Origin of the sequence: Ancylothrix sp. D3o (genome assembly GCF_025370775.1) — a bacterium.
Taxonomy (GTDB): Bacteria; Cyanobacteriota; Cyanobacteriia; order Cyanobacteriales; family Oscillatoriaceae; genus Ancylothrix.
The window spans coordinates 1-18,232 of the sequence record NZ_JAMXEX010000009.1; the positions used below are offsets into that span (position 1 = coordinate 1).

Sequence of the window (18,232 nt, forward strand, 5' to 3'; positions counted from 1 at the left end):
TGAATCACCCATCAAGTGCGATGGCTACGGCTGGCGGAGCGAGCGCGATTTTTCCTAACTTATTCAGCAAGCCCTAATTAAACCTTCGATGAGGTTAAATAATCCTGCTCCTAGCAACAGAGAGCCGCCGAAAGTGTGGGGGGAAGCGGGTATTTTTTGACGCTGACCGGCCCGCCATAAAAAATAGACGCCGCTGGCGGTAATGATATACATCAAGCCATTGAAAAGACCATCCCAATGAGTATTTATTTTCATTTGGGAGAGGCTGAGGGTGGGGACAGCGCTGGTGAGCATTTGATGCCATTGTAGAATTTGGTGAAAGACAATGCCATCAAAAAAGCCGGCTCCTCCTATACCCAACAGGATGCCGGCGGTGATGATTGTTTTATGTTCTGTTTGCATGGAATTTAGCTTTAGCCATTGACGACTTTACCACCATTGGGGTGTAGAATTTGGCCGGTCATATAGGACGCATCATCGGAGGCTAAAAAGACATAAGAAGGGGCAACTTCTTCGGGTTGACCGGCCCGTTTCATGGGGACTTGTTGCCCGAAACTTGCGACTTTTTCTTCGGAGAATGTGGCGGGGATTAACGGTGTCCAAATGGGGCCAGGGGCTACGCCATTGACACGGATATTTTTTTCCACCAAAGATTGAGATAGAGCGCGAGTAAAGGCAACAATTGCGCCTTTTGTGGAGGAATAATCAAGCAGTTGGGGGTTGCCTTCGTAGGCGGTGACGGAGGTGGTGTTAATAATTGCGCTGCCTTCTTTGAAGTGGGGTAAAGCAGCTTTGGTTAGGAAAAACATTGAGAAAATGTTAGTGCGAAAAGTACGCTCTAATTGTTCAGCAGTAATATCTTCTAAGCTGTTTTGGGGGTGTTGTTCAGCGGCGTTGTTGACGAGGATATCAAGTTTGCCGTAGGTGTCGATAGTTTGCTGAACAGCGAGTTTACAAAATTCTTCATCGCCCAGATCACCGGCAATTAATAAACAAGGCCGGCCTAGTTCTTGAACAAGGCGTTTTGTTTCGTTGGCGTCGTCATGTTCGTTGAGATAAACGATGGCAATTTTTGCGCCTTCTTTGGCATATAAAATAGAAACTGCACGACCAATTCCGCTATCGCCGCCGGTGATCAGGGCTACTTTATCGAGCAGTTTGGCGCTGCCTTTGTAGTTAAAATCATCAGATTTTGGCCGGGGGGTCATTTCTGATTCGATACCCGGTTGTTGGTTTTGATGCTGGGGTGGTTGCAGTTGTTCTTTATCTTTGGTTGGCATGAGGGAGTTTTTTGATTTTTTAATGTACTCTCTTATTAGAAATAATCTTTATTTCGCCTAGAGAAATCAGCCTTTTTGCATAACTCTATCTACGACTAAAGATAGCCTTTTATCTTGAGTTTGTTTGTTTAGCGATAGGGGAATGCTAACCGAAATTTTTCTAGGAAATGTATCCTTGATAACAAGGTTTTGAGGGCAACTGGGGAGGGGGCAACCACAAGAGAATTGCCCCGACTTTTGACAAATGACAATTAATTGGCTTTTTTAGGTTGTAAACCGGCCAGAGGAGGGCCGTTTAAAACTTGGCCGGTGGGGCTATACCGGCTACCATGACAAGGACAATCCCAGCTTTTTTCTGCTTTGTTCCAATGCACAACACAACCGGCATGAGCACAGATGGCACCTAAAGCATGAAGAGTGCCGGTTTCATCGCGATAGGCTGCGATTTTTTCGCCGTTGATATCAAGAATTTTGCCTTCATTAATGCCAACTTCCGAGAAATTCTTAGCATCAGATTTAAACCGATCTGTAATTAAATGGGTGGCATAATCAAGGCTTTCTGTAAGGAGCCGGCCGGTGTCAGATAAAGGCATTCGGTTGGGGTCATAAATCTCACTCCAAGGGTTATTTTTCCCTTGAATTAAATCTGCTAAAAGCATGGCCGCAACGGTGCCAAAAGTTAAACCGTTACCAGAGTAGCCGGTGGCGAGATAAAGGTGAGAATGGGTGCTGGGTTTACCAATATAGGGTAATCCATCGATGGGTTCATAAAATTGGGCTGACCATTGATAAGGGATAGAATCAACGTCATAACGGCTGCGAGCATATTCTTCTAAGCGTTGAAAACAAGCTTCGGTATCAATATCTTGGCCGGTTTTGTGGTCTTCTCCGCCAATTATTAAAAGCGGGCCGGTTTCGTCGTGGTAGGTGCGGGTGTAATGATAGGGTTTATCGGTATCCCAAAATAAGCCGGTGGGGACGGGGGCTGTGGGCCCAAAGCGTTTTTCGACAAGTCTTATGCCCAAAACATAGGAGCGATAGGCGATAATTTTTGCCGTCATTGCTAACAAGTCTGGGAGATGAAATAAATCGTGAATGGGGGTATGGGTGGCGAGGACAACGTTAGTAGCTTTGAGGCTGGCGTGATCGGTATAAACTTTGCAGGGGGTGCTGTCGCTGATGTCTAAAACTCGCGTTCTTTCAAAAATATGACTGCCGTTTCCTTCGATCAGTTCTGCTAGTTTTTGCAGATATTGCAAGGGGTTAAATTGGCCTTGATTGGGAAATAAAATTCCGCCGTGCGTGGCGAAGGGTAGGGGAATTTGGGGGCTGAAACTGGCGTTTATTCCCAGCAAATTCGCCCTTTGAATTTCCTCTTGCAAGTAGTCAATATCTTGGCGAGTTTCTGTGTAAAGATAGCTGGGGACGCGCTGAAATTGGCAGTTAATATTTTCTTGGGCAATTATGGTGCTAATTTGTTCGATGGCGCGGCGGCGAGATTGGGCGACGAGTTGGGTTTTTTGTTGGCCAAAATAAGAAATGAGGGTTTGATAACCGGCGTCGGGAACTTCGCTGAGATGAGCGGTTGTTGAGCCGGTGGTGCCATGTCCAATTTTTTTGGCTTCGATGATGGCAATTTTTAAACCGGCCTGTTTTAGCAGGTATCCTAATGTTAAGCCGGTGATGCCAGCCCCGACAATGGCAACATCTACGCTTTCGTCGGTTATCAGTTGGGGATAGTGGGTTTCTGGGGTGTTTTGTCGCCAATAGGAGGCCGGTTTGTTAGGAAATTTCATTTAGGGTTTCTCCTGTTAAGGTTTTATTTTTATTATGGCTTTTATTTGGGGGCCGGTGGGGCTTCCGCCGCTTTTATTTTGGCTGTCATCGCCTGTTTTTGGCAAACAAGCATCTCCTAAAAGTTAGGAATTAAGGAATAACTTTCTCTGTCTTTAGGATTAATTTTCTAAGCTAATTAAATTGTGAGGCAGTTTGAGTCTAGGGGTAGATAGCACCGGTGCTTTAACTCGCTAATATCAACATTAAGCAATTTATTTGTTAAAAGTTTTGAACAGGAGTCGCTGAAATCATGCTTAATTCAATGTTACTGGCTGTCATGCAGTCTACCTATACCTCTACGAATGCCAACGGAACTACCGAATTTATCGTTATGGGGGTTTGCAATCTTTTGGCTTTGTTTGTTCTCAGCCGTGTGATTTGGCATCCTCATGTGGGCCCGAAAATGCCTTTGCCTTTTCCTTCTCTTTTTAATAATGTGAGTGTGCCGGCGTTTTTGGCTGCGATGAGTGCCGGTCATATTTTGGGTGCCCTAACAATTTTAACTTTAAGTACGGCAGGGGCAATTTAACAAATGACTGTTTATGTAGGTTGGGTTACATTACCTAACCTACTCTTATTTTGTCTTTAAATTTCAAATAAAATCTCATAGCTAAAATTTAAGATATAAAATCTCAAGGTTGGTTTGTACAAGCCAGCCTGGGTTTATTTTTTATATAAAATTGGCAATTAATTGAGAGTTGAATTTTTAAAACCTCAACTCTAAAATTGCTTTTTGCTGTTGCCAAATTGCGGTTAGCCGGTTGATGCCTTCGAGGGAGTAGCGTTTGGCTTCTTTTTTAATGGCTTTCCAGAGGATGCTGAGTTGGTCGAGGTTTTGGGTTGCTTGTAGCAAGACTCGGCAAGCTGTAATCCATTGTTCGAGTTTGCGGTAGCTGATGAATAAGCCTCCGTAGTTTTTGATATGCACCCAGAGGACGTGGGGCCATTTTTCGTAGCGGAGGATGCGGTTGGGGTCGATTTTGAGGAATTTGGCAATTTGGTTGATGGTGATTACGAAGCTTTTGGGGTTAATTAGGCGACGGGGGAGTTTCATGGCGTCCTCTCGGTTGGGGAGATTTTTGTTTTGGTTTATGCTTTAATATTATCATGTTGAGTTCTAAATGTCAACACTTAATTTGCAATAAATTAATGTTAAACCTGGAGAAGGCTACTATGTACCAAGTGAGAGTGAGAGTTAAAGAGTTATCTGAGGCCCAAGAGTGGAGTCTGCATGAGTTGAGTCGGCGTTCTGGTGTGACTTATGCAACGGTGCTTCGCTATTCCAAGCAGTTAATGCCGAAGGTTGATATGGATGCGGTATGCAGACTTAAGGATACTTTTGGTTGTACTTGGGATGAGTTGTTTGAAGTTCACGGCGATAGTAAGTTTTAAATCAATTTAACTATCAGTTTATGTGCCGGTGATCCGCCGGCACTTTATGGGGAGGAGGTGATAACCTGCCTGGGTTTGCTTCAAGTTAAGCTTACATTTGATCGGGATTTTTTAGCTGAAATTTCCACCGGCATTCTTGGCTTTGTTCTTTCGATTCCTGAAAGCGCGAGATAAAATTATTAATTATGCTTTCTAATGCTTGATAATTAAAGCTTACAGGTATATCCCAACCTAAAATTATCTCGATCTTTCCGGCGTTATTAGTGATAGCAGGCCAAGGTCTAACAAAGGCTTTTAATTGTTTTTCTAAGTCTATTACTAAGCCGATAATTTGCCCTTCTATCCAGCCGGCATAGATTTTTAAGTCTTGGGAATTTGTCGGGGTTACTGTGAGGATAATAAACTGCTGAGATTGTGTTATTAAAGAAGCCGGTTTAAACAAAGTTTCTCCACTTTTATCCTCAGCTAAAATAGCCTTCCCTCTTGCAAATTCCCGGCGGATAATTTCGGCGGTTGATCTTGTTACATTTCGGGCGGTATTTTGACAAGGTTCGAGAGTTGAAATAATTGGCAACCAATCAGGCGGTACTTTAACTTGATAGCACCGGCCCGCCTCACTCAGTGAGAGGGGGTTTTTCCAGTCATGGGCTGAAAGTGTTGTGAAAAAATGTGAGAGCAAATTTTCGAGGGTAATTTCTTGGTGTTTCGGAAAATCTCTGCAACAAATCGCCGCCAATAATGCCCAGGAAAAATTGCCCAAAAATCCCCAAGCATTGCCGTGAATGCAGCGGACTTTTGCCCAAGCCCGCACGATTCGCAAAAATTCCCGAAACTGGAAAACCGGCACTCTTTTTTCTACCTGTGATAGCAATTCGTCGGCTTCCCAGCAGCCTTTTAAAGATAGCGGTTGATGCTTTTCTCTAGGGTTTGAATTCGTGCAAGCACAAAGCAAATCAACGTCTAAGCCTTCGAGTTGTAAGCGCAAAGTTGGCAAGGTGCCCTCGACTAACCGGCATTCCTGAGATAAACCTTGCAACTTTTCCGCAACTTGTCTTAAAAATGAAGTCTCGGAAATTTTGGCGGGGATAACGCAAACTGCATCTATATCACTTTCGGGGGTTTCTACGCCTAAACGCGCTGAACCAAAAAGCTCTAACTTGGCACCGCTAAGGCATTCCTGACAAGCTTGTTGAATAATTGCCAGAATTAAGGAGCGGTTTTCTCGTTGTTGGTGGGTGAGTTCTGGTTCTATTTTGCGGATTATTTGCAACAACTGGCTGGCCGGTTGGCTTCCCAATTTCACGATCTGCTGCACTTGAAAAGGTTCATCGCCCCGCCGGGAAATTAAGGCTACCGACTCGACGCGAAAGGTGAGAGGATGCCAAACCGGCAGCAATGCTTGAGCTTCAGCGGGATTCTTAAATTGTCCGACGCTTAAATGGGGTGTAAAACCGGCCCTCGATTTGTTACTTTGTTCATTACATTGGGGGAAAAGTTGCTGAAGTGTTGCTTGTAATTGGTGAAGTGCTTGCGGGGGATTGGGGGCCGGTCGTAACCAAGCTGTGCAGTTTTGGCGGTGTTGGAAAGTGTCAAACTCACTCAGGGTAATTTCAAAGGGTTGTAGACTTTCTAAGTGGGGTTGAATTAATTGCACTGCTTCTGCAAAAAACTTTTCTGGGACAAAGCCATAAATCAAGGTAATATGAGGCATCCACCGGCCTACTTTGCTGTCATACTTTTGGCGGATTTTTTGAATCACCGGCCATATTTCCATCGGGGGAATAAGCACAATCGCACTTTGATAAACCGGCTTGACGGTTTGCACCGCTAACAGGGGTTTTTCTACATACTCCAAAATTGCTTTTAAGCCAAAATGATCCGATGGATAAAGGGTATTTTGGGTTTCGGGAATTGCTGTGGTGGCAAATAATTCGATGTTTTGCGGTTGCCAGTTTTTTTGATGACTTCGTAGCCAAATTTTATCGAGGCGCGATGGGGTGCCGGTTTGACTGTTCACCGCAGCTAAAGCATTGGTTTGGGGGTCAAAAGTGTAGCCGGTTTCATTGGGGCGTAACCCTTGCCAGACATCGAAAAAATGATTTTCTCTTAAAGTTGCTTCTCGCACACCGGCATTATTAAAATCTCCAACTATCAGGCAATCTCCGGGGAGAGAGTTAAGATAACTCAGGATAATTTTAAGCTGTTCTGTCTGTAATTCTGCGGCGTTATAAGCGCGGTTGCTGGTAAGATGCACAACTGCAACTTGCAGAGGTTGATTATTTATGGAAAAGCTGGCAACTAAAACTCGTTTATGAGAAGAAAAGCGATAATCTTTGAGGGTAAAAGGCAATCGAGAAATTAAGAGTAAACCGTAGGGGGTGAGTTGAGAAGTGTTGGCCGGTTCGCTGATAAAATAATCTCGTAGCCAGGTTTCGGATAACAAGGCTTGAAGTAAGGCCGGTGTTGCTTCTTGTAAGGCAATAATATCGGCGTTGCAATTTTTAATTTGCGAAATAATTGCCGGAATTCTCTTTGCCGTTTGGATGCGTTCGCTTTCGTGGGTATCGCAGAGCACGTTATAAGTTACGACTGTCAACTGAGACAGCGAGACAGACTCAACCTGATGCTGAGGTTGCCAAGATTGTGAGATATTTTGATAAACGGTAGCCTGGTTGAAAGTTGGGGGTGGAGGTAGCGGAGTTTCCGAAACCGTCTCGCTTACAAATGCCGCAGAGGGTAGCTGATTGGTAGAAAATAAATCAATATGCCGGTCACGTTCCCAAACCAGGATATCAGCGCAACGAATATAACGAATGCGATGCCAAGGAATATCTGTCTGCGAAACCCATTGTAAAAAAGGCTTTTCTCGTATTTCGTTGCTTTGCTGGTTTTCTGGATGCCGCTGACGAACTGCATAACCAACGGTAAACGCCTCAGCATTGAGACGAGCATCCCATAAAATACGGTCGCATATACAGCGGCTTGTTTGCATTTTTTTTCACGCTTTAGCGAGACGGTGGGGCGGGCACAGGGGCACCGCCTCTACAGGGTACGGTTTATTTGTGGCGAATATGTTCGTAAATGCCCAAATAATCAGTCCCCGGATGGTTCCAAGAATAATCATACTCCATCCCTTGCTGACGGAGTTTTTGGAACTCTTTGGGATAAACTTGGTACAAACCAATTGCCCGATCCATCGCTGATTCTAAGGCTTGATCATCGGTTTGATAAAACACATAACCGTTACGTTCTTTTGTCGGCTTTGTTTTGTCATAATCACGATCAAAAACCGTATTCACCAAACCGCCAACGCCCCGGACAATCGGCACTGTACCATATTTTAACCCAATCATCTGCGTTAGGCCGCAGGGTTCATAATTACTCGGCACCACTATCATATCAGCACCGGCATAAATCAAATGAGAAAGCTCTTCATTAAACCCAATTTCCAAATGACAATCCGGGTTATCATTAAGGAAATTTTTCTCATGCCAGAAACGGTCATTAATACTTTTTTCTGTTGCCGATCCCAGCAAAACAAATTGTGCGCCACGATTCAAGGCATAATAAATAGCATGATGTACCAAATGTACACCTTTTTGGTCATCTAACCGGCCAATATAACAAATTAAAGGCTTTTTCCCATGAGCCAGCATTAAACGTTCCCGTAAAGCCTTTTTATTATATTCCTTGCCGGTCATATCATCCGCCTCATAATGATAAGGCAGATAACGGTCTACTGAGGGGTTCCACACATCATAATCAATGCCATTTAACACCCCACTAAACTTATGTTCGTGTTGGTGGATCGTATGCCCTAAACCACAACCAACTTCTGTATAATGAGCTTCCCAGGCGTGATTTGGTGAAACCGTCGTTACATAATTCGAGTAAACAATTCCCCCCTTCATAAAATTAAGCGCAAAGGGGTTAAAATTATCCCGAAGCCGGTCATACTCAAAATAGTATTCAGGGCGGTTTAAGCCGGTGGCCTGCAAAATTTCTGCCCCGGCAATACCTTGGTGTTTAAAATTATGAATTGTGTAACAAACCCGCTGATATTCCATACCGTGATACTTGTACATTTCATACAACATCACCGGCAGCAAACCGGTTTGCCAGTCGTGACAATGGATAACATCAGGACGTTTATTTGTGCGGTGTAAAAACTCCAAAGCCGCCTTGCTGAAAAAAGCAAAACGTATATTGTCATCATTGCAGCCATAATAACAACCGCGATTAAAAAAGATATCTGGAGATTGGGGGTCAATAAAAAAACATAACCGGCCATAAACCCAACCACAATAGACATTACAACTAATTGCCGCCCCATACCAAGGCACCGACAAATTGTTATAAGCCTCATGTAAACCCCAAATATGATCGTAACGCATACAATCATATTTCGGCAAAATAATCTCCACAGTATGACCGCGAATTTCCAACTCACGAGTCAACCCATAAACCACATCACCCAAGCCTCCCACCTTGCAAACAGGGGCGCATTCTGAGGCAATTTGCACAATGTACATTATTTACTCCTTACTTCAATTTAACCTTGATTTTTTATGGTAACTGTAACAGAAAAAATCCCCGAACTAAGCTAACACTCAGGTTAAATTTTGCTTTTCATGTTTTCATGCAAATCACCCTCAAGGAGCAAATAAGCGATCAAAAACTGCTACGCTTGGCAAAATACCAAACGCTCCGACTGTCAGACACAGAAATTTTCCGACCTGGCAAAACTTCCCAAAATTATCGTACTAGAAGCTAAACCTGTCAAATGCCTCTTTATCTAAACCCCTCCCACCGCAGCATTCTCTATAACCAAGCCGAAAGCGTCTATCCTGAAGAATGTTGTGGTTTATTGATTGGCACGACAACCGGCCCCAACAAAACCATCCTCGAAATTTGGCCCGCCCAAAACATCTGGAACAAGCAAACCGCAAGCGAACTCGGCGACACCAGCAACCGCACAATACAAACCCGCTACGCCATCGCCCCAGAATTTATGCTCAAAGCCCAAAAACAAAGCCGAGAACTCAATCTCAGCATACTGGGAATCTATCACTCGCATACAGATAACCCAGCCATTCCCTCGGAATGCGACCGGCTCTATGCGTGGCCTCAATATTCCTATATCATTATTTCAGTCAGTCAAGGCAAAGCAACAGACCTGCAAAACTGGACGCTAGACGACACCGGCCATTTCCAACCCGAAGAAATAGTCATTAGTCATTAGTCAAATGTCATTAGTCATTGGTCAAATGTCATTAGTCAAATGTCTTATGACTAGGGACTAGGGACTAGGGACTATGGACATTTGACAAATCTCGATAAAATAAAAAATCCCGCCATGAGCGAAAATTATGTTAAACCCAAACTTGGATGAAATCCAACTAACAAAAGACGATTACGAACGCTACTCTCGACACCTGATTTTACCTGAAGTCGGAGTAGAGGGACAAAAACGCCTCAAAGCTGCCAGTGTCCTCTGTATTGGCACAGGCGGACTCGGTTCGCCTTTATTGCTATACCTCGCTGCTGCCGGTATTGGCAGAATTGGTATTGTAGACTTTGATGTGGTGGATAACTCTAACCTCCAACGACAAGTTATTCATGGCACTTCTTGGGTAGGAAAACCCAAAATTGAATCGGCAAAAAGTCGGATTTTAGAAATTAATCCGTTTTGCAAAGTTGATCTTTACGAAACCCGTCTCACCGCTGACAACGCCCTCGATATTTTCCAAGCTTACGATGTTATTGTCGATGGCACTGATAATTTCCCAACTCGGTATTTAGTCAATGATGCTTGTGTTTTGTTGAATAAACCAAACGTCTATGGCTCAATTTTCCGCTTTGAAGGACAAGCTAGTGTTTTTAATTACCAAGACGGGCCAAATTACCGCGATTTATACCCGGAACCACCACCGCCGGGAATGGTTCCTTCTTGTGCAGAAGGGGGAGTTTTAGGCATTTTACCGGGAATTATTGGCTGCATTCAAGCGACAGAAACAATCAAAATTATTCTCGGTCAAGGCGCAACTTTAAGCGGTAGATTGTTGCTTTTTAATGCGTTGGATATGAAATTCCGCGAGTTGAAATTGCGTCCAAATCCTGTAAGGCCGGTGATTGATAAGTTGATTGATTACGAGTTTTTCTGTGGTGTGACGCAGGCAAAAGCTGAGGAGGAAAAACGTAAGATGGAACAGTCGGAAATGACGGTCACGGAGTTAAAAGAGTTGATTGATAGCGGTGCAAAAGATTTTGTGTTGCTTGATGTTCGCAATCCCAATGAGTATGATATTGCTAAAATTCCGGGTTCGGTTTTGGTGCCTTTGCCGGAAATTGAAAACGGGGATGGGGTGAAGAAAGTTAAGGAGTTGATGGATGGAAAAAGGCTGATTGCTCATTGTAAAATGGGTGGCCGGTCGGCAAAAGCTTTAGGTATTTTGAAGGATGCCGGTATTGAGGGGACTAATGTTAAAGGCGGGATTACTGCTTGGAGTCGTGAAGTCGATTCTTCGGTGCCGGAGTATTAATTTGGGAAGTGTTTGTTATGCCTCCCTATCATAGGTGAAATGCCTGTGATTATCGCGGGCTTTCCGGCCCGCGCTTCTGGGGAGGTGATATTTAATGGGGTTTAATAACCGCAGATTAACGCAGATTAACGCAGATGTTTTTTTCTGGGTTTAGGTTAGTTTTTGGATAGGGAATTTACTGTGGGGGCTATCCCTTTGTGCCGGCCTTAGAGAATTCACAAATGACAAATGAGGAATTATGAAAAGTTCGGATTTATCACCGGCAATTTCTTCTGGAAATGGCCGGGTTATTTTATGGCGCTGTGTTTTGGCTTTGGCGTTGGTACAAGGTGCTATTACTTTAAGTTGGGTAATTTATAAAGCTTATTTGCCAAAGTTATTGGGTCAATTTGGGTTTCCGGCGGCTTTTGCAGCTACGATTTTGTTGATTGAAAATATTTTAGCGGTGGGGATGGAACCGTTTTTTGGCGGGATGTCGGATCGGGGTAAACGCTTTATGGGAACAGGGTTTCCGTTGATTTCTTTGGGTGTGATTTTGTCTTCTGCTTTGTTTATTTTAATTCCTTGTTTTGTGATTTTTTTGCCGCCTAATGTAATTTGGAAATATCTATTGCCGGCTTTTTTAATTTTGTGGTCGTTGGCAATGACTATGTTTCGTTCGCCGGTGATTGCTTTGTTGGGACAATATGCGGCGGTGCCGGCATTACCACAAGCTGCTAGTTTTTTGATGGTGGCTGGTGGTTTAATTGCGGCTTTTGCGCCGGTTTCTCAACAGTTTTTGCTGTCTTTGGGGCCGGTGGTGACGTTTGGGGCCGGTTCTATTGTATTATTGCTGGCGGTTCTGGTTTTGCGTTCGCTTCATCCACCGCTATCAGCCCCTCAAACGTCTCTCTCTGTTGCGTCACCTTTCCCTCTACCGGCTTTTGGATTAATTTTTCTGACGGGGATTTTTGTTAGTTTGGCTATCACTTTTGCGATGTCAACTTTGCCGAAATTACTCCGCACAAATATATCTCTTCAGTTGGATGTAAAATCGACGATGTTTGTGATAGCAATTTTAATAGCGTTGGCGGCTTTGCCGGCGGGATGGCTGGCAACTCGTCTGGGAAGCAGGCGGGGAATTTTAACCGGCATGGTTGTAGCGGCCTGTGCTCTGTTATTGTGGTTGATACCGGCAGCCGGAATTTTGGGGCTAGTGGGAATGATTGCCGGTTTAAGTTTGGTGAATGTGGGTGTGTTTCCGTTTGCTTTGGGGTTAATGCCGGCTTCGCGTGCTGGTTTGGCCATAGGAGGTTATTTTGGCGGTGTTGGGGCTGGGGCTAGTTTGCTGCCGGTGGTGTTTGGGCCGGTTGATAAAATTCCCGCTGTTGGAGGTGCGATGTTGGGAGTGTTGATGTTTGTGCTGGCCGGTGCTTGTGTTGTTCTCAGCGGAAATGTACAGGCAAGTCGTAACAATTTTTAAATCATTTCTAAAAGTGTTTACTTTGATCCCTATTAGGTTTAATACAATTTGTTGCAATTTTTGCTTGCTCCCCAAAAATCAGTCAAAATAGTAAGAAGGGGAGCAATTGCACAACCCCCCGTGCAAACTCCCCCCCAAGAACCCCTTTGAGGATAAAGTCATGTTTGGCCCGATGATGGAAGTCAGACTCCATAAATCTACTTCTTCACCCATCCAACTACCTTGGGAACACACCCGCAGTCGAGTTTCCAGACAGCAGGTAATTTGTGAACGAAACAGCAAAACCTGCCAAGAAGACTCGGAACTGGCATCAAAGTTAGAAGGCTTACCCACACTAGATGGGAATTTTCAAAAATTTGGGGAAATTTGAGTTTTAAACAATAACTTTATTCTATTTCTCCCAAAGCTGAATAGCTTGATTATTAGCCTCCATTGCTTCTTCAAAACGTCCTAGACTTCTTAAGACATCTGCTTTTTTTAACCAAATTTCTCGCACGTTTGGTTTAAGTTCTAGGGTTTTATTTAAGCATAAGAGTGCTTCATCAAGGAGATTTAATTCTCCAAGCACATTGCTTTTTTCATACCAAGAAATGCTATCTGCCGGTTCAATGTGGATAGCTTGGTTATAGGCTTCCAGGGATTCTTCCAAATGCCCTAAATCTTTTAAAACATTGCCCTTGCTATTCCAGGCAATATGAAAATCAGGTTGCAATTCTAAGGCTTTATTATAACATTCTAGGGCTTGGTAATTTTCCCCTTGTTCTTTCAACACATTACCTTTGGCATTCCAGGCAAAGTGATAGGTGGGGTCTATTTCTAAAGCTTTGTTGAAACATTCTAAAGCTTCAGAAATTTGTCCTAAGTAAAATAATACAACGCCTTTGCCATTCCAGGCAAAATGATAGGTAGGCTGTATTTCTATGGCGCGGTTGTAGGCGTCAAGGGCTGGTTGAATTTGTCCTAAGTCTTTGAGGACGTTGCCTTTTCCATTCCAAGCATCATAATAGTTGGGTTGGATTTTGAGGGCGCTTTCAAATAAGATTAATGCGGATTCTATTTCGCCGGTATAATATAATTTTACGCCTTCATTGTAAAGGTTTGCTGCTTCTGTTTCGCTTAAGTCTGGTTGCGGTTCGAGGCTGGGGATATTTCGGGAGATGGTGATGGCTTTTTTGTTAGCGGCGATGGCTTCGTTATAGTTTCCTAAATGTTGATAGGCAACTCCTTTGTTAATCCAGGCATCCTCTAAATTCGGTTGAAGTTCGAGGGCTTTGTCCCAACTTTGTATGGCTTCTTCCCACCGGCTTAAGGCTGCCAAGGCGATGCCATGATTAAACCAGGTTTCGTAATCTTTGGAATTGATTTCTAAGGCTTTATTCCAGCTTTGAAGGGCTTGTTCCCAATCGTTTAATCCTCGTCCTAATGCCATGCCGCGATTATACCAGGTTTCGGCATTTTCGGGTGGTAATTGTAGGGCGCGGTCGTAACTTTCTATGGCATCTTTGTAGCGTTGAGCATCAAATAAAACGTCGCCGCGATTATTCCAAGCGGCTCGAAAATCTGGTTTAATTGTTAGGGCTTGATCGTAGGATTGGATGGCTTCTTCTAACCGGCCTAAGTTGGCTAAAACATTGCCTCGGTTTGTCCAAGCGCGGTGGTGGTTGGCGTCGAGTTCGATGGTGCGATCAAAAAATTGGAGGGCTGTTTGATTATTGTCGGCTTCGAGTTCTTTTACGCCTAGATTAAAACAGTCTTCGGCGCTGTTTTTATTGTCGTGAATGATTAATTTGCCGCTGATTCCCCATTCTTTCTGTGGTTCTTGTGGGGGTTCAGTTTGAATTTCGTTTTCTGGGGGTGGGGGAGTTTGGGAATTTGTGGTTGTCACGGTTTGCCATTGTTTGGGTAGAGACGTTTCGTCGGAACGTCTGTACTGTGGTGGGGGTTCTACCGGCACGATTTGTTGGGCGACGATGGCAATGCCGGTGGTGCGAATGTTTTCTGCGAGAATTTGTTTGCTGTTAATTGCTGCGAGTTTTTCTCCACATAATGTCATCCGCCGCCCTAATTCATAATTTGGGGTTGTGGAGGTTTCTAATTGTTGGCGAAATTGCTGCACCCATTCTTCCCAGTCTTGCTGGGTGGCGCGTGGTTCGAGGGCTTTAAAAAATCGCTCTATTTGCTCTGACTGCCAGCCGGTTTCTATGCCGTTTAGCAGTTCCAAGAAAAAGTGTTCGTATTCTGTGCTGCTGAGGGGTTGGGGGAGTTTCGTGGCGGGGGGTGGAGAATTTTTTGACCTGCCGAAGATTTGTTTTAACCAGTTTAGGAACTTGTGCCAAAGTTTTTTGAGCATCAGCCGCACCTACAGATTGGTTTTATGGTTATTTTAATAAGGTTTTTTTATTATTTCATTGTTTAAATGAAATTTGCTTAAAAAGTTAACAAATGCTGGGTTATTAAGTTGAGGCTAGGTGATCTGCCCAGCGTGTGGTTTCTGGTAGCCGGTATTTGGGGGTGCAATTTAATACATATTCGATGGCGGTTGTCAAGCTGATTTTGTGGCCGGTGGAGATGTAGAGGGGGTTGGTAGCGGTGCGGGTTCGCAATACGGCACCAATAATTTCACTTTGATGATGCAATGGTTGCCAGCTTCCGCGTGGTTCAGAGAGGGGTTCGTGTTCTCCAATAAAGCGGGTTTTGGCAACTCCGATGGCGGGAATATTTGTTAATACTCCTATATGACAGGCTAACCCAAATCGGCGCGGGTGGGCGATTCCTTGCCCGTCACAAAGTAATAAGTCTGGGAGAATATTGAGTTTTTCTAGGGCTTCTAAAATGGCGGGAATTTCTCGAAATGAAAGGTATCCGGGGATGTAGGGAAATGTGGTTTCTATTTGGGCGATAGCGTGTTCTTGTTTTTGTAATTCTGGAAAATTTAAGACTGCTACTGCGGCTTTTGTGATGTTGTTTTTTGTGTCGTATCCTACGTCGATGCCGGCTACATATTTGATTTGGTTGAGTTGGTCTTCTGTGATTACTTGGGAGCGCAATTCTTCTTGAATTTTTCTGGCTTCTGCTGTTGTATTTGGCCAGGGATGCAGTTGGCTAAATTTCATAAGTTTAAAGTTTTATGTTTTTTGTTCGGCTGGGCTGGGGGTTGGCTGTTTTACTGATTATAATAATTTTTACGGAAAGCCGGTAAGAGGATGTGTGGGATAATTTAGGTTTAAGATATTCAGGGATCAATTTGTTTTGAAGGAAAGAAGATATGAGAAGTACATCATCAAGTTCTGATTTTGGTTTGCTGAAATTTGGTTTTTATGCAGCCGGTGGGTTAATTTTTTTGTTTTTGGCAATTTTGTTTAAGCCGTTTGAGATTGTGAATGCCGGTGAGCGGGGTGTGGTGATGCAGTTTGGAAAGGTGCAAAATCGAGTTTTAGATGAGGGGATACATTTAATTATACCGGTGGTGACAAGGGTGGAAAAAACGAGTGTGAGGGTGCAGAAAAATGATGTGAAAGCCGAAGCTGCATCGAAAGATTTACAAGATGTGAAAACCGAGGTGGCGGTGAATTGGCACGTTGATCCAAAACGGGTAAATGAGGTTTATCAAAGGGTGGGTGATCAAGGGCAAATTATTACCAGAATTATTAATCCGGCGGTGTCGGAGGTGGTGAAGGCGGCGACGGCGAAAAAAACGGCTGAGGAGATTATTACAAAGCGCACGGAGTTGAAACAAGAAATTGATAATGATTTGAAAAATCGCTTGGCTTCTTATGGGGTGATGGTGGATGATGTCTCTTTGGTGGATGTGACGTTTTCGGCGGAGTTTGCTAAGGCAATTGAGGCCAAACAAATTGCGGAACAAGACGCTAAGCGTGCTGAGTTTATTGCTCTGAAGGCTGAAAAAGAAGCTCAAGGTGAAATTAACCGTGCTAAGGGTCAAGCGGAGGCTCAAAGATTGCGCCGGCAAACGTTAAATCCGGAGTTGTTACAACAGCAGGCGATTGAGAAATGGAATGGTCAATTCCCTCTGGTAATGGGGGGAGAAACGGTTCCTTTTATTAATATTAATCCGGCTGATTTGAATTCGACTCAGCAAAAAAGATAGGAGGAGTAAACAGGGGAATATTTTGGAAATAAAAGGCTATTTTGGATGCTTGGAGGTGAAAAAGCTTAAAATCTTGTTAAATTTGAGCGATTTTGCTATTTTTTATGGCTCAATAAGAGCTATAAGATACCTCCTAACTGCGTCCTTGGCCCCTTAAGTGCTTTCAGCACTGGGGCTTCTTATTTTTTTGGGGTGCAATTTGGGGTTATGATGGAGGGTGTTAGTTTGTGTGGAGATGTGGGTTATGGATAACAAACGATTGCCGCCTGGGGAGTTGGGTTTGCCGGTGATTGGTGAGACTCTGAGTTTTGTTTTTGATCGGCAATACATTAAGAGTAAATATGATAAATATGGGGCGATTTTTAAGACGCGGTTATTGGGAAGACCTGCGGTTTTTTTGGTGGGCCCGGAGGCAAATGAGTTTGTGCTTTCTTCGGGAATGGAGTATTTTTCTTGGCGTTCTGGTTGGCCGGAGACGTTTAAGGTTTTGTTGGGGGAGTCTTTGTTTTTGCAGGATGGGGAGGAACATAAGCGAAATCGCCGTTTAATGATGCCGGCTTTGCATGGTGCGGCGCTTCCCCGCTATGTTTCGACAATGGAAGAAATTACGCAAAAATATTTAAAAATCTGGGAGGAAAAAGGGGAGTTTGTTTGGTTTGAGGAGATGAAAAAGTTAACGTTTGAAATTGCGACGGTTTTGTTGTTGGGGGCAAATCCTGGGGCAGAAGTTGACCGGCTGAGTGGGTTGTTTACTACGCTGACAAATGGGTTGTTTTCGCTGTTGCCGGTGCGCTTGCCGGTGACGGGGTTCGGGAGGGCAATTGCGGCGCGAAATGAGTTGTTAAAACATTTAGAAAGGGTGGTGAAAGAGCGTCAAGAAAATCCGACTAATGATGTGTTGAGTTTGTTGATTGAGGCGCGGGATGAGGAGGGTAATAAGTTAAGTTTAGAAGAGTTGACGGCTCAGGCGATGTTGTTGTTGTTTGCCGGCCATGAAACGACGACTTCGATGTTAACTTGGTTGTGTTTGGAGTTGGGCCGCTATCCAGAGGTTTTGGAGCGGGCGAGAAAGGAACAAAAACAACTGGAATTGATGGGTGATTTGAGTTTGGAACAGTTGGGGCAAATGTCTTATCTTGACCAAATTTTGTTAGAAATTGAGCGGATGCACCCACCAGTGGGAGGTGGTTTTCGTGGGGTGGTTAAACCCTTTGAGTTTAATGGGTTTTATGTGCCGGCGGGTTGGTTGGCTTTGTATTCAATTAAGATGACTCATTATTTGCCTGATGTTTATCCAAATCCGCAAAATTTTGACCCGGATCGTTTTAGTTTGGAACGTCAAGAACATAAAAAACGTCCGATGAGTTTGGTGGGGTTTGGTGGCGGTTCTCGGATTTGTATTGGGTTTGCTTTTGCTAAGTTGGAAATGAAGATTGTGGCGGCTTATTTGTTGCGAAATTATGCTTGGGAAATTTTGCCAAATCAAAGTTTGGAGGTGGTTGAGATTCCAACACGCCGGCCTAAAGATGGGTTGCGCGTAAAATTTGAAAAGTTGTGATTGGTTGAGGATAAATAGCGCCGGTTGAAACCAAAACGGCGATGCAGTTTAGGG

Annotated in this window: 16 protein-coding genes; 8 read left to right on the forward strand and 8 right to left on the reverse strand. The window is 44.0% G+C overall.

Annotation, left to right across the window (positions count from 1 at the left end):
- Positions 1-63 precede the first annotated feature (63 nt).
- From NG798_RS15865 to NG798_RS15875, 3 genes are all read right to left on the reverse strand, one after another.
- The gene (locus NG798_RS15865; protein WP_261224658.1) at positions 64-402 is read right to left on the reverse strand and encodes a DUF2243 domain-containing protein; all 339 of its coding nucleotides are present in this window, start codon (positions 400-402) and stop codon (positions 64-66) included.
- Between the two features lie 11 nt (positions 403-413).
- Entirely contained in the window at positions 414-1,280 is an 867-nt protein-coding gene (locus NG798_RS15870; protein WP_261224659.1) for an SDR family oxidoreductase, read from the reverse strand.
- A gap of 251 nt (positions 1,281-1,531) precedes the next feature.
- Positions 1,532-3,076, reverse strand: a complete 1,545-nt coding sequence (locus NG798_RS15875; RefSeq protein WP_261224660.1) for an FAD-dependent oxidoreductase — start codon at positions 3,074-3,076, stop codon at positions 1,532-1,534.
- A gap of 290 nt (positions 3,077-3,366) precedes the next feature.
- Here NG798_RS15875 and NG798_RS15880 point away from each other — a divergent pair, with 290 nt between their 5' ends.
- Positions 3,367-3,645, forward strand: coding sequence for a photosystem I reaction center subunit PsaK (locus tag NG798_RS15880; protein ID WP_261224661.1), 279 nt, complete (start codon positions 3,367-3,369; stop codon positions 3,643-3,645).
- 177 nt (positions 3,646-3,822) lie between these two features.
- Here NG798_RS15880 and NG798_RS15885 read toward each other — a convergent pair whose 3' ends face one another.
- Positions 3,823-4,170, reverse strand: a complete 348-nt coding sequence (locus NG798_RS15885; RefSeq protein WP_261224662.1) for a hypothetical protein — start codon at positions 4,168-4,170, stop codon at positions 3,823-3,825.
- A gap of 119 nt (positions 4,171-4,289) precedes the next feature.
- Here NG798_RS15885 and NG798_RS15890 point away from each other — a divergent pair, with 119 nt between their 5' ends.
- Positions 4,290-4,508, forward strand: coding sequence for a helix-turn-helix transcriptional regulator (locus NG798_RS15890; RefSeq protein ID WP_261224663.1), 219 nt, complete (start codon positions 4,290-4,292; stop codon positions 4,506-4,508).
- 91 nt (positions 4,509-4,599) lie between these two features.
- Here NG798_RS15890 and NG798_RS15895 read toward each other — a convergent pair whose 3' ends face one another.
- Both NG798_RS15895 and glgA read right to left on the reverse strand, forming a co-directional pair.
- Positions 4,600-7,500, reverse strand: coding sequence for a poly(A) polymerase (locus NG798_RS15895; RefSeq protein ID WP_261224664.1), 2,901 nt, complete (start codon positions 7,498-7,500; stop codon positions 4,600-4,602).
- Between the two features lie 64 nt (positions 7,501-7,564).
- Positions 7,565-9,040 carry a glycogen synthase GlgA gene (glgA, locus tag NG798_RS15900; RefSeq protein WP_261224665.1) on the reverse strand — a complete coding sequence of 492 codons (1,476 nt, stop codon included), beginning with the start codon at positions 9,038-9,040 and terminating at the stop codon, positions 7,565-7,567.
- Between the two features lie 251 nt (positions 9,041-9,291).
- Between glgA and NG798_RS15905 the strand changes: the two genes are divergently transcribed.
- The 4 genes from NG798_RS15905 (at position 9,292) to NG798_RS15920 (ending at position 12,882) form a co-directional block, all read left to right on the forward strand.
- Complete coding sequence (locus tag NG798_RS15905; RefSeq protein WP_261224666.1) at positions 9,292-9,750, forward strand: M67 family metallopeptidase; 459 nt, start codon at positions 9,292-9,294, stop codon at positions 9,748-9,750.
- Between the two features lie 127 nt (positions 9,751-9,877).
- A complete protein-coding gene (gene moeB, locus NG798_RS15910; RefSeq protein WP_261224667.1) occupies positions 9,878-11,050 on the forward strand; it encodes a molybdopterin-synthase adenylyltransferase MoeB in 1,173 nt (390 codons plus the stop codon).
- A gap of 238 nt (positions 11,051-11,288) precedes the next feature.
- Complete coding sequence (locus tag NG798_RS15915; protein ID WP_261224668.1) at positions 11,289-12,512, forward strand: MFS transporter; 1,224 nt, start codon at positions 11,289-11,291, stop codon at positions 12,510-12,512.
- A 160-nt stretch (positions 12,513-12,672) separates the two neighbouring features.
- Positions 12,673-12,882 (forward strand): hypothetical protein, encoded by a 210-nt coding sequence (locus NG798_RS15920; protein ID WP_261224669.1) that lies wholly within the window; start codon positions 12,673-12,675, stop codon positions 12,880-12,882.
- 21 nt (positions 12,883-12,903) lie between these two features.
- On the opposite strand, the gene NG798_RS15925 is transcribed toward NG798_RS15920, so the two are convergent.
- Both NG798_RS15925 and nfi read right to left on the reverse strand, forming a co-directional pair.
- Positions 12,904-14,862, reverse strand: a complete 1,959-nt coding sequence (locus NG798_RS15925; RefSeq protein WP_261224670.1) for a tetratricopeptide repeat protein — start codon at positions 14,860-14,862, stop codon at positions 12,904-12,906.
- Positions 14,863-14,965: 103 nt separating this feature from the next.
- Positions 14,966-15,625, reverse strand: coding sequence for a deoxyribonuclease V (gene nfi / locus NG798_RS15930; RefSeq protein ID WP_261224671.1), 660 nt, complete (start codon positions 15,623-15,625; stop codon positions 14,966-14,968).
- A 152-nt stretch (positions 15,626-15,777) separates the two neighbouring features.
- On the opposite strand from nfi, the gene NG798_RS15935 reads away from it, so the two are divergent.
- Together NG798_RS15935 and NG798_RS15940 are read left to right on the forward strand one after the other, a co-directional pair.
- On the forward strand, positions 15,778-16,620 hold the full coding sequence (locus NG798_RS15935) for a prohibitin family protein (protein ID WP_261224672.1): 843 nt from the start codon (positions 15,778-15,780) through the stop codon (positions 16,618-16,620).
- Between the two features lie 244 nt (positions 16,621-16,864).
- Positions 16,865-18,178: a cytochrome P450 gene (locus tag NG798_RS15940; RefSeq protein ID WP_261224673.1), complete on the forward strand. Its 1,314-nt coding sequence runs from the start codon at positions 16,865-16,867 to the stop codon at positions 18,176-18,178.
- Positions 18,179-18,232 lie beyond the last annotated feature (54 nt).